This is a genomic window from Domibacillus tundrae (assembly GCF_000970675.1).
GTDB lineage: Bacteria > Bacillota > Bacilli > Bacillales > Domibacillaceae > Domibacillus > Domibacillus tundrae.
Genome location: NZ_LAJA01000001.1, coordinates 653,203 through 665,987 on the forward strand (window position 1 = coordinate 653,203; position 12,785 = coordinate 665,987).

At 44.8% G+C, this 12,785-nt stretch carries 11 protein-coding genes; 9 read left to right on the forward strand and 2 right to left on the reverse strand.

All coding sequences use genetic code 11. The annotated features are described in order from the left end of the window. Positions 1–550: 550 nt before the first annotated feature. Positions 551–940 carry an SET domain-containing protein gene (locus VQ00_RS03305; protein ID WP_046178639.1) on the reverse strand — a complete coding sequence of 130 codons (390 nt, stop codon included), beginning with the start codon at positions 938–940 and terminating at the stop codon, positions 551–553. A 136-nt stretch (positions 941–1,076) separates the two neighbouring features. Between VQ00_RS03305 and VQ00_RS03310 the strand changes: the two genes are divergently transcribed. The 5 genes from VQ00_RS03310 (at position 1,077) to yihA (ending at position 8,123) form a co-directional block, all read left to right on the forward strand. After that, a complete protein-coding gene (locus tag VQ00_RS03310; protein WP_046178640.1) occupies positions 1,077–2,024 on the forward strand; it encodes a hypothetical protein in 948 nt (315 codons plus the stop codon). 121 nt (positions 2,025–2,145) lie between these two features. Further along, positions 2,146–3,432, forward strand: coding sequence for a trigger factor (tig, locus tag VQ00_RS03315; RefSeq protein ID WP_046178641.1), 1,287 nt, complete (start codon positions 2,146–2,148; stop codon positions 3,430–3,432). A 197-nt stretch (positions 3,433–3,629) separates the two neighbouring features. Beyond that, complete coding sequence (clpX, locus tag VQ00_RS03320; protein ID WP_046178642.1) at positions 3,630–4,895, forward strand: ATP-dependent protease ATP-binding subunit ClpX; 1,266 nt, start codon at positions 3,630–3,632, stop codon at positions 4,893–4,895. A gap of 268 nt (positions 4,896–5,163) precedes the next feature. Beyond that, complete coding sequence (gene lon / locus VQ00_RS03325; protein WP_046178643.1) at positions 5,164–7,488, forward strand: endopeptidase La; 2,325 nt, start codon at positions 5,164–5,166, stop codon at positions 7,486–7,488. Then, the gene (gene yihA / locus VQ00_RS03330) at positions 7,485–8,123 is read left to right on the forward strand and encodes a ribosome biogenesis GTP-binding protein YihA/YsxC (RefSeq protein ID WP_046178644.1); all 639 of its coding nucleotides are present in this window, start codon (positions 7,485–7,487) and stop codon (positions 8,121–8,123) included. Before lon ends, yihA begins: the two co-directional genes overlap by 4 nt. A gap of 41 nt (positions 8,124–8,164) precedes the next feature. Here yihA and VQ00_RS03335 read toward each other — a convergent pair whose 3' ends face one another. Further along, positions 8,165–8,659, reverse strand: a complete 495-nt coding sequence (locus tag VQ00_RS03335; RefSeq protein WP_046178645.1) for a hypothetical protein — start codon at positions 8,657–8,659, stop codon at positions 8,165–8,167. A 220-nt stretch (positions 8,660–8,879) separates the two neighbouring features. Between VQ00_RS03335 and hemA the strand changes: the two genes are divergently transcribed. Genes hemA through VQ00_RS03355 form a run of 4 tightly spaced genes read left to right on the forward strand, consistent with a single transcriptional unit; the run spans position 8,880 to position 12,783 of the window. Beyond that, a complete protein-coding gene (hemA, locus tag VQ00_RS03340; protein WP_046178646.1) occupies positions 8,880–10,223 on the forward strand; it encodes a glutamyl-tRNA reductase in 1,344 nt (447 codons plus the stop codon). Positions 10,224–10,236: 13 nt separating this feature from the next. Continuing rightward, positions 10,237–11,070: a cytochrome C assembly family protein gene (locus VQ00_RS03345; RefSeq protein WP_046178647.1), complete on the forward strand. Its 834-nt coding sequence runs from the start codon at positions 10,237–10,239 to the stop codon at positions 11,068–11,070. Between the two features lie 34 nt (positions 11,071–11,104). After that, on the forward strand, positions 11,105–12,031 hold the full coding sequence (gene hemC, locus VQ00_RS03350) for a hydroxymethylbilane synthase (protein ID WP_046178648.1): 927 nt from the start codon (positions 11,105–11,107) through the stop codon (positions 12,029–12,031). Continuing rightward, on the forward strand, positions 12,028–12,783 hold the full coding sequence (locus tag VQ00_RS03355) for a uroporphyrinogen-III synthase (protein ID WP_046178649.1): 756 nt from the start codon (positions 12,028–12,030) through the stop codon (positions 12,781–12,783). Before hemC ends, VQ00_RS03355 begins: the two co-directional genes overlap by 4 nt. Positions 12,784–12,785: the final 2 nt, after the last annotated feature.

Below are 12,785 nucleotides of genomic sequence, written 5' to 3' on the forward strand. Positions count from 1 at the left end.
ATGCGTGTGGAAGAGGTTCTTGATTTATAGAGGAGTGCCATCGACTTTGAAGGTAAACGAATCTTCATCCGGCAGACACTCAGTAAGATCGAGGAGGACAGCGTGTACGGCTTTGTCGATGAAGAGAAGACCAATGCCAATGCCGCTTTGAGGGCTGTCTATGTCCCTGACGCTCTGCTGAGCAGCCTGAGAGCATAGCTTTAATAAGATGCAAACTTATTATCTAAAGAATACCTTTTTCAAATTTGTTTATTTCCTAATCTACGGATATAATAGAAGAAAGCCGATTAACGGTCAAAGTTCGGTAAATGACCGTATCACTTCCAAACTGAAAATGTATAGCAACATCAATAGATGCCTGTGTATGGTGGCGAAAGCCATAGTGGTAAGCTAAGGCGTCGGTCGGGGGTTCGAATCCCTCCTGGGACATCATACATAAGAAATCAAAAAGGCAATCTGTCACGTTATGGTGCGGATTGTCTTTTTTCTGTGCAAAAAACCACCTTCAAAAGAGAAGGTGGTATTGTCCAGCTGCAAGCGGTCAGTTCCTTTATTGTTCAAGGCTGTCGTCGTTAAACCAAAGCGGAGCATCGTCATCCACGTCACCGTTATAATTAATTAAAATTTCTTCGCCTGCCTTTATGTCACGGTAGGCGTAAAATTTAAACGAATGGCTTTCAAAATGAATATCGTACGTTGCATTTGGTTCATAAGAATGATTAAACAGCATCCCATACCCTAATAACATTGCCGTGTGGTTTGCCCCATATTCAAATGCATAGTCGGCTAAAAGCGTTTTTTCAATATGGACGTGCTGGTCGTTTGGATACGGAATAACCGGCGCTTCGTGAAGCATTTCGCCTTTTTTTATGTCACGCGTGGCAAAGACACCCCGGTTGAATTCGCCGTCGCTTAATGTAGATGTTTTTACTTCGATCATGACTCGATCTCCTTTTCTTTTTCATATTCATTTCTTAAGCATGACAGGCGGACGGGCGAAGAGCAACTGTTTTCTCTGTTCAATCGAATAACGCCATGCTACACTTCAACTAAAGAACTACGGGCGGGTGAGAATAATGAAGAAAAAAAAGCGGGCGAAATCCGGCAATGTTGTTCAATTTCCTGGAACATCAGCCCGGCTTGAACAGCAAGGACAGCAGGCACTGGAAGAAAAGCGGTTTGATGAAGCGATTCGCTTCTATACGGAAGCGCTCCGTTTTGAAGAAGGGCGTCAGGAAGAGATTAAAATGGCACTTTTGATCGCTTATCATGAAAGCGGCAGCCACGACGCGGGAATTGATTTGTCACGCGAGATGCTTCGTGCCGGGGAAGGCCATTATTTTGACGTGCTTGATTTACATGTCCTCATGCTCATTCAAAAGCGACGTTACAAGGAAGTTGCGGACACATTATCTGTCCTGCTCGAAGAAGGGCTGCCGCCGGACCGGTACGAGCATTTTGCCCATTTAAAGGCATTGGCCGACCGAATGAGTGCAAAGCAGCAGGATTCCCTGTTTAAAGTAGGAGATTCTATCCAGGATAAGATGATGAAGCTGTCTGAACTGGCTAAATTTGACGCTGCTCCATTTGAAGAAGAGCTGATTCACATAGCGGGAGACCAAACAGAGCATCCATTTATTCAAACGGTGGCGCTCGGGCTGCTGAGGGAAATGGGAACAGCCAAAAACGTGACGGTCCGGAAATTTCATTTTGAAAAAAAGGTGATCCCGGCTATTACTGATGAAGCATTCAATGGGCCATTTTTCCTTGAAGTAATACAGTGCTTAGAGAAAACTGCCGGGCAAAATAACCCCGCTTTATTCGCGCAGGCAGTTGAATTGACCAAGCAGTATCAATTTCTGCTTCATCCGTTTGATCCGGACATTTCGTCGGAAAAGTGGGCAGAAGCGATCGTATTAAAAATCAACCAACTGTATGAGCCTGTTGAAATGAACAAAATTGATCCCGATATAGATCAAGCATGGGCGTTCATGCAGGAACTCGATGAAATTTCAGCCTTTTAGTTGAAAGAAAGTGTCTGTATGGTATAATGTAAAAGTCGTATTGTGTCCTTTTTATATCCAATAAGAATATACATAGGACGAACGTTCATATTTATTAATAGATTGTTGGAGGGAATTTTTTATGTCAGCAAAGTGGGAAAAATTAGAAGGTAACCAAGGCGTATTAACAGTTGAAGTTGATGCTGAAACGGTTAACCAAGGTCTTAACACAGCATTCCAAAAAGTCGTTAAAACAATTAACGTACCAGGATTCCGTAAAGGGAAAATGCCTCGTCCATTGTTCGAACAACGTTTTGGCGTAGAAGCGCTTTACCAGGATGCGATCGATGCGATCCTTCCGGAAGCATACGAAAATGCTATTGACGAAACAGGCATCGATCCGGTTGACCGTCCTGAAATTGATGTTGAGCAATTTGAAAAAGGCAAGCCATTCATTTTTACAGCGAAAGTTACAGTGAAGCCTGAAGTTACACTTGGTGACTACAAAGGCCTTGAAGTGGAACAAGATAATACAGATGTAACAGATGAAGACGTTGAAAATGAATTAAAAGATCTTCAAAAACGCCATGCGGAGCTTGTTGTGAAAGAAGACGGCGCGGTTGAAAATGAAGATTCAGTTGTAATTGACTTTGAAGGATTCGTTGATGGCGAAGTATTCGAAGGCGGGCAAGCCGAAAACTATTCAATTGTGATCGGTTCAGGCACATTCATTCCTGGCTTTGAAGAGCAGCTAATTGGGATGAAAACAGGCGAAGAAAAAGACGTTGAAGTAACATTCCCTGAAGAATATCATGCAGAAGAACTTGCAGGTAAGCCGGCAACGTTCAAAGTGAAACTTCACGAAGTAAAAGCACAGGAGCTTCCTGAATTGAATGATGAGTTCGCGCAAGAAACAGACGAAGAAGTGGAAACACTTGATGCGTTGAAAGCAAAATTGCAGGAGCGTCTTGTAGAGCAAAAGAAAAGCGCTTCTGAGCAAAAGCTTCGTGACGACCTCGTTGAAAAAGCGGTAGCAAATGCTGAAACAGACGTACCGGATGCGATGATCGATTCTGAAATCGATCGTATGCTTCAAGAGTTCACGCAAAATCTTTCTATGCAAGGAATGAATCTTGACTTGTACTACCAATTCTCAGGTCAGTCAGAAGCAGATCTTCGCGCCCAAATGAAGGAAAATGCAGAAACACGCGTGCGCACAAGCTTAACGCTTGAAGCAATTGCGGAAGCAGAAAATCTTGAACCGACGGATGAAGATGTCGATGCTGAAGTAAGCAAAATGTCTGAGCAATTCGGCCTTTCAAAAGAAGACGTTGAAAAAGCGCTTGGCAGCCTTGAAGGCATGAAAGCAGACTTGAAAATCCGTAAAGCAGTCGAATTTCTTGTGGAAAACAGTAAGACTGGTGCATAATAAATAAAAGAACACACTGACAGGGCGCGACGTGATCGTGCCTTGTTTTCTACCTATAAACAGGCGAAAAACGCTTTTTCGTTTTTGTTTTGTGGCAAGTGTGCTACAATGCGATACATAACTTAGTTACGGCGCAGTTAAAAGGCGGACTGCTGAATGGCTCCGGCTGCACCAACATAGCATAAGGGGTGAACCAGATGTTTAAATTCAATGAAGAAAAAGGACAGTTGAAATGTTCGTTTTGCGGAAAATCGCAGGACCAAGTGAGGAAACTCGTTGCGGGCCCAGGCGTTTATATTTGCGACGAATGTATTGAACTGTGCACAGAAATCGTGGAAGAAGAGCTTGGTACAGAAGAAGAAGTAGAATTTAAAGATGTACCGAAGCCGACAGAAATCCGTGAAATTTTAGGTGAATATGTCATCGGCCAAGAGCGTGCGAAAAAATCGCTTGCTGTTGCTGTTTACAATCACTATAAACGCATCAATTCAAACAGCAAAATTGACGATGTGGAACTCGCGAAATCAAATATTTGCTTGATCGGTCCGACGGGAAGTGGAAAAACACTCCTGGCGCAAACACTTGCGCGTATTCTAAACGTGCCATTTGCGATTGCCGATGCAACGTCATTAACAGAAGCAGGATATGTTGGGGAAGATGTTGAAAACATCTTGCTGAAATTAATCCAGGCAGCAGATTACGACGTGGAAAAAGCGGAAAAAGGCATCATTTACATCGACGAAATTGATAAAGTCGCACGTAAATCGGAAAACCCGTCTATTACACGTGACGTATCCGGTGAAGGTGTTCAGCAGGCGTTGTTGAAAATTTTAGAAGGAACAGTTGCGAGTGTTCCGCCACAAGGCGGCCGAAAACATCCGCATCAGGAGTTCATCCAAATCGACACAACGAACATTCTCTTTATTTGCGGCGGAGCGTTTGATGGTGTTGAACAAATTATTAAACGTCGTCTCGGTCAAAAAGTGATCGGATTCGGCTCTGATCAGAAAAAAGAAGAAGTGAATGACAAGGCCCTTCTTTCTAAGCTTCTTCCCGAAGATTTGCTGCGTTTCGGTTTGATTCCAGAGTTTATCGGGCGTCTTCCGGTTATTGCGAGCCTTGAACAGCTTGATGAAGAAGCGTTGATTGAAATTTTAACAAAACCGAAAAACGCACTCGTCAAGCAGTTCAAAAAAATGCTTGAGCTTGACGATGTGGAACTTGAATTTGAAGAAGCGGCATTAAGCGAAATTTCGAAAAAAGCGATTGAACGCAAAACAGGTGCGCGGGGCCTTCGTTCCATCATTGAAAGCATCATGCTTGATGTGATGTATGAACTGCCAACGCGTGAAGATATTAAAACATGTGTCATCACAAAAGAAACAGTGACCGATTTTGCACCACCTCGTCTTCTTGACGAAAATGGAAATGACGTTGGTTCTGCTGATAAAACATCTGCATAAGTGCCAGTTGATTTTAGGAAGGGACAGTGCCTCAACAGGTGCTGTCCCTTCTTTTCAATCGACAGCGTCTGTGCGTTTGCGTTAAGATAGGAAAAAAGAAAGAGAAGAAAAGATGTGTTTTGGACGATGTCCAGCTTCAGGCGGCCAGTCCCTAGGTCGTAAGCCGTCACGGCTGTGTGGCAAAGAGCGCCACTCTGCCGGTTCGTCTTACGTCTGTCGGACCTGTACGGCCACCTTGCGCTTTTCTTATTGGGAAGGGAGATTTGTCATGAAGGCAGATACAATTTATACAGTGCCACTTTTACCGTTGCGGGGAATGCACGTGTACCCGACGATGGTGCTGCATTTGGATGTGGGCCGCGATCGGTCGATTGAAGCACTTGAAAAATCAATGATGAACGATCAGCTCGTGTTTTTATCCGCTCAAAAAGACCCGGATTTGGATGATCCGGCTGGCGATGACGTATATGAAGTCGGTACATTAACAAAAGTCAAACAAATGCTCAAGCTTCCGAACGGAACAATTCGCGTACTTGTGGAAGGGTTAGAGCGGGCAAAACTGATTTCCATTGTGGATCAAGAAGCATTTTACGAAGCCGTCGTCGAAGTTCATAAAGAAGACTCATCAAAAGATTCGGAAACAGAAGCGCTTATGCGCATGCTGTTAAAACAATTCGAACAATATGTGAAGCTGTCGAAAAAAGGTTCGTCTGATACGCTCAGTTCTGTTGCAGATATTGAGGAACCAGGGCGGCTTGCGGATATCGTCACATCACACATGTCGCTTAAAGTAAAAGAAAAGCAAGACATTTTAGCAACATTTTCCGTTAAAAAACGACTTGAACAGCTTATTTCACTTCTTCATAATGAACGTGAAGTACTTAATTTGGAGAAAAAAATTGGCCAGCGTGTGAAAACGTCAATGGAAAAAACGCAAAAAGAATATTATTTGCGCGAGCAGATGAAAGCCATTCAGCAGGAACTCGGTGATAAAGAAGGAAAAACGGGTGAAGTGGAAGAGCTGACGACGCGAATCATGGCAGCGAATATGCCGGAACATGTGGAAAAAACAGCGATGAAGGAACTGGACCGTTACGAGAAAATTCCACAAAGCGCCGCTGAAAGTGCCGTTATTCGCAACTATCTTGAATGGCTTGTGACACTTCCTTGGTCCGATGCAACAGAAGACGACCTCGATGTAATGAAGGCCGAAGACGTCTTAAACCGTGACCATTATGGATTGGAAAAAGTAAAGGAACGTGTACTTGAATTTTTGGCTGTCCGTCAGCTGACCCAATCGCTGCGTGGTCCGATTCTTTGCCTGGGGGGTCCTCCGGGAGTGGGGAAAACAAGCCTTGTCCGCTCGATTGCGGAATCGCTCGGCCGGAACTTTGTCCGAATTTCACTCGGCGGCGTCCGGGATGAATCTGAAATACGCGGCCATCGCCGCACGTACGTCGGTGCGATGCCGGGGCGGATTATTCAGGGGATGAAAAAAGCAGGAACAGTCAACCCTGTCTTTTTACTCGATGAAATCGATAAAATGTCCAGTGATTTCCGCGGTGATCCATCATCTGCGCTGCTTGAAGTACTTGATCCAGAACAAAATCATACCTTCAGCGACCATTACATTGAAGAAACATACGATTTATCAAATGTCATGTTTATCGCAACAGCAAACGATTTAAGTGCCATTCCTGGACCATTGCGCGATCGGATGGAAATTATTTCGATTGCCGGCTACACAGAAATAGAAAAAATTCATATCGCAAAAGATCATCTATTTCCAAAACAAGTCAAAGAAAATGGTCTTTCGAGCAATCAAATTCGTTTGAAGGAAGAAGCCATTCGCGATATTGTTCGTTATTATACACGTGAAGCAGGTGTGCGGAGCTTAGAACGTCAATTGGCCGCTATCTGCCGTAAAGCCGCGAAGAAAATCGTGTCAAGCGAGAAAAAGCGTGTAACAGTAACAGATAAAAACTTGCAGGAATACCTCGGCAAGCACATTTTCCGCTATGGACAGGCAGAAACGGAAGATCAGATCGGCGTTGCGAACGGTCTTGCGTATACAACAGTCGGTGGCGATACACTGCAAATCGAAGTATCCCTTTCGCCAGGAAAAGGAAAATTGATCTTAACCGGAAAATTGGGAGATGTGATGAAAGAATCCGCTCAAGCTGCATTCAGCTACGTCCGTTCAAAAACGGATGAACTGGGTATTGAAGCTGAATTTCATGAACATCATGATATTCATATCCACGTTCCGGAAGGCGCTGTTCCGAAAGACGGGCCATCTGCCGGTATTACTATGGCGGTTGCCCTTATTTCCGCACTGACTGGACGTCCGGTGCGTCGTGACGTCGGCATGACTGGGGAAATTACATTGCGCGGCCGGGTGCTGCCAATCGGCGGTGTAAAAGAAAAGTCACTTGGTGCGCATCGTGCCGGATTAAAAACGATTATTTTGCCAAAAGATAACGAAAAAGATATCGATGATGTACCAGCAAGCATCCGTGAAGGACTGACGTTTTTACCAGTTTCGACAATGGATGAAGTGCTGGATATCGCGATCGGAGGAAGCAAGTCATGAAAGTAAACAACGTGGAGCTGGTCATCAGTGCCGCAAAGCCGCATCAGTACCCAGCAGACGGGCTGCCGGAATTCGCACTCGCCGGCCGTTCGAACGTCGGAAAGTCATCACTCATCAATCGGATGATCGGCCGTAAAAGCATGGCCCGCATTTCGTCAAAGCCCGGCAAAACCCAAACATTGAATTTTTATAAAATTGAAGACACGCTGTTTTTCGTTGACGTGCCAGGCTACGGCTACGCAAAAGTGGCCAAAACAGAACGTGAAGTCTGGGGCCGCATGATCGAAATGTACATGACAGACCGGAAACCTCTTTTGGCCTGTATTCATATCGTCGATTTGCGGCACGCGCCGTCCGTCGATGATGTAGCGATGTATGAATTTTTAAAGCATCATAACATTCCGGCCATTGTTATTGCGACAAAAGCGGATAAAATCCCAAAAGGCAAATGGCAGAAGCATTTAAAAATCGTTAAAGAAACATTAGACTTTGATCCACTCGATGACATTATTGTTTTTTCATCTGAAACGGGTCTCGGCAAGGACGAAGTATGGAAAGCCGTTAAAAAGAGAATGTATGAACACAAAGAATATGAAGCAGAATTACGTAAAAAAGAACGTCATGAAGAAGAATAAATGAGAAAAAAGCTGTCTCCGGCATTTCAGAGACAGCTTTTTTATGATTTTTTACGAGTATAACTGCCATTTTTTTGCACAAACAGCCAGTATCCACCCGTGGCGACAAGGATGAGCGGCCAAAACTGCCAAACGGAACCAACCGGGCCAAGCCATTGCTTTACCGTTCCATAGAAAAGCGTGACCGCTGCCAGCACTAAAAATAAAATGCCATTTAAAAGACCGCTGCCCGATTTTTGGTGCTGCAATAAAAAACCGACAGCGATGATTAAAATAAAAACACCTGTATCATTTGCCCACCAGCCAAGATAATCGACAACATAAAAATGGAGGCCGAAACCTGAAAGGACAACGCCGGGCAAAATACCGCTGCCGTCACTTTTAAAACCTTGTACAAGAAAAGCAACACCGGTAATGAGCAAAAGAGCCGGCCAGCCAAGGTATGGCTTTACCCACGTAAACGCGGATTGCTGAAGAAAAAAATACAGGCCGAACCCGATTAACAGGACGCCCGGAAAAATACGTTGTCCATTCATATTGTCTTGCCCCGCTTTCCAGTTCAATTCTATTGCGAAAATCATTTTTATTTGATAATATTTATAAATAAGAATAACCTATAGGAAATAGGGTATAAAAAAACTAATCGTTTTTGATTGTCTCTTATGTTAGCATATGTTCACAAATTTTGAATAATAAAAACGTCACATTATGTTATAATGGGACCACAATGATTCGTTTTTCGGGGGTGCAAGATACGTGCATATCATCACGGTGGGATTAAATTACAAAACAGCCCCGGTAGAAATCCGCGAGCGCCTGTCTTTTCAGGAAGAGACGCTTGCGGCAGCCATGACCGAGCTCCAAAAACAGAAAAGTGTGCTCGAAAATGTCATCGTATCGACATGCAACCGTACAGAAATTTATGCGGTCGTCGATCAGCTGCATACCGGCCGTTATTATATTAAAGAATTTTTATCAAAATGGTTTCATATTCCGCAGGCGGAGTTCACGCCGTTTTTGTTCATTTATGAGCAAGAAGCAGCGGTAGAACATCTTTTTCGTGTGTCCGCCGGCTTAAACTCTATGGTGCTAGGCGAAACACAAATTCTTGGACAGGTCCGCCAAAGCTTTCTTCAGTCACAGGAAATGGGCGCTGCGGGTGCTGTTTTCAATCACTTGTTCAAACAGGCGGTTACACTTGCGAAACGCGCGCATGCAGAAACAAACATTGGCGCCAACGCGGTATCCGTCAGCTATGCGGCAGTTGAACTTGCCAAGAAAATTTTCGGACGTCTTGACGGCCGTCACGTACTCGTTTTAGGTGCCGGGAAAATGGGCGAACTGGCGATTAAAAACCTGCACGGAAGCGGTGCGACAAAAGTGACTGTAATGAACCGGACTTTTGAAAAAGCGGAAACGCTCGCCGGCCGGTTTGACGGCGAGGCGAAAACGATGGAAGACCTGCAATCCGCGCTCGGTGAAGCAGATATTTTAATTAGTTCGACTGGCTCAAAAGACTATGTCATTACGAAAGAATTGATGACTGGCGTGCAAAAAATGCGTAAAGGACGGCCGCTCTTTATGGTTGATATTGCAGTGCCGCGTGATATTGCACCGGATATTGCCAATCTTGACAGCATCTTTTTATACGATATTGACGACTTGGAAGGAATTGTCCAAGCGAACTTGGCTGAACGTGAAAAAGCCGCCCAAAAAATCGGTCTCATGATTGAAGGCGAAATTGTTGCTTTTAATGAATGGGTTAACTTGCTTGGCGTTGTACCGGTTATCTCCGCACTTCGTCAAAAAGCGCTTTTGATCCAAGCGGAAACGATGGAAAGCCTTGATCGGAAGCTGCCGAATTTATCGGAACGTGACCGGAAAGTGTTGAGCAAGCATACGAAAAGTATTGTCAATCAAATGCTGAAAGACCCGATTTTGCAGGCGAAAGAACTTGCCGGCGATAAGCGGGCAGCGGAAAAGCTTGAGCTCTTTATGCGCATTTTCAATATCGAAGAGGACGTCAATGAATTGAAGCGTGCACAGGAAGAAGAAGAGCGCGTTCAAATGGTTCAGACAAAGCCTTTACTCCAGTTTTAAGTGAGGTTACGCGATGTTGGAGCAGGGAATGACACGTCTTCATGAACTTATGATTATTTTATACGCAGTAAGCGTACTGCTTTATTTTCTTGATTTTGTTCAAAAAAACCAGAGGGCGAACAAAATCGCCTTCTGGATTTTAACGATTGTTTGGAGCCTTCAAACAATTTTTTTATGCCTGTACATGTACAACACAGGCAGGTTTCCGGTCCTGACCCTTTTTGAAGGCCTTTATTTTTATGCATGGGTGCTTATTACGTTTTCACTTGTGCTAAACAAACTGCTCCGGATGGATTTTACCGTGTTTTTTACAAATGTGATCGGATTTATGATCATGACAATTCATACGTTTGCACCTGTACAAGTGGAATCGCAGGCGGCGGCAGAAAAGCTCATATCGGAATTATTGCTTTTGCACATTACGATCGCCATTTTATCATACGGGGCCTTTTCCCTGTCGTTTATTTTTTCAGCGCTTTACGTGCTGCAGTACCGGCTCTTAAAAACGAAAAAGTGGAACGAGCGGCTTTGGCGTCTGGGGGATCTCGGAAAGCTTGAGAAGCTGTCAGTCATTTTAAATGCGATGGGTGTGCCGCTTCTATTGCTCAGCCTGATCCTTGGACTTGTCTGGAAAACAATTAAATTGCCGGACGTCAGCTGGTTTGATTTGAAAATTATTACGTCTTTTGTTTTACTGTTTGTATATAGTGCTTTTTTGTACGTGAAAGTACGAAAGGGTGTATCGGGAAAAACACTTGCTTATATGAACACAGCAGCATTTCTCATCATCTTAATGAACTTTTTCCTCGGAAGCCGGCTGTCCACATTCCATTTCTGGTATTCGTGACACCGGCTTTCGGGCTGTTATGGAGGGAATCATTTTGCGGAAAATTATTGTCGGATCAAGAAGAAGCCGTCTGGCGCTGACACAGACCAATCAGGTCATTGACCAGCTAAAAGTGCTATCACCAGGAACGGAATTTGAAGTAAAAGAAATCGTTACAAAGGGCGACCGTATTTTAGATGTCACGTTATCAAAAGTCGGCGGGAAAGGCTTGTTTGTCAAAGAAATTGAACAGGCAATGTTTGACGGTGAGATTGACATGGCGGTCCACAGCATGAAAGACATGCCAGCTGTCCTGCCGGAAGGACTTGTTATTGGTGCGGTGCCGGAGCGTGAAGACCATCGTGATGCATTTATTTCGAATGGACATGTGAAGTTCCGTGACTTGCCGGCAGGTTCTGTCATCGGAACAAGCAGCCTTCGCCGTGGCGCACAGCTGTTGGCGGCAAGACCAGATCTTGAAATCAAATGGATTCGCGGCAATATTGATACGCGGCTGACGAAGCTTGAAAATGGAGAATATGACGCGATTATTTTAGCGGCAGCAGGTCTTGCGCGTATGGGCTGGTCATCAAATATTGTCACCGAATTTTTGGATGATGAATTGTCGGTATCCGCTGTTGGACAAGGGGCATTGGCGATTGAGTGCCGCGCGGATGATGCGGAATTACTGGCCCTTCTTGATCAATTTACGTGTAAAAACACCAAACGGACCGTTACAGCGGAACGTGCTTTTTTAAGCGCGGTTGATGGAGGCTGCCAAGTGCCGGTCGCAGGCTTCGCGGCGGTCACAGGTGAAGAGGTCTCTTTAACGGCACTCGTTGCTTCGCCGGACGGGAAAACGATTTTAAAAGAAACCGTTTCGGGAGCAGATGCCGAGCAGGTCGGGCTGGAAGCAGCACGATTGTTGAAATTACGCGGTGCTGTGGAACTGATCGAAGCGGCGAGAGCGGCATCAGAATGAAGCGACTGGCTGATAAACGAATCGTTGTGACGCGTCCTGCGGGACAGGCAGCACCGTTTATTGGTAAAATAGAAAAAGCGGGCGGCACAGCATACGCAGTGCCGCTTATCGCGTTCCGGCAGTTTGATGATGAGCAGGACGAGGCGATCCTGAGCAGCCTGCATACATATGATTGGATTTTGTTTACAAGCAAAAATGGTGTTGATTTTTTTATGCAAAAAGCGGGGCATCTTTTGGATGGAATCGAGGCGAAGTGGGCTGCAATCGGCACTCAAACGGCGAAAGCAATGGCATCTTATGGACTGCCAGTTTCTTATATGCCGGCACGTTTTTCCGCGGATGATCTAGCGGAAGAAATAAAAAAAGGTCTTTTTCTGCCCGAGAAAGTACTGATTCCAAAAGGTAATCTGGCCCGCAGTTTGATCGGGGATACAATCTGCCAAACAGGTAAACGAGCCGATGACTGGACTGTATACGAAACCTATTTTCCGAAAGAAGAGCAGGCGAACTTATTAAAGCTGATCCGAACGGAAAAGATGGATATGTTTACATTCACAAGTCCATCCGCTGTAAGGCATTTTATGAAGACGCTTCAGGAAGCGGGAGAACCGCTCCCGGATGCGGACTACGGTGTGATCGGACCGGTGACAGAAAAAGAAGCATTATCTTTTGGCATGCCGATTTCGGTTTGTCCAGCGGAATTTACAATTGATGCACTTGTAAGCGAAATAAGCGAATTTTATAAGGAGTGATC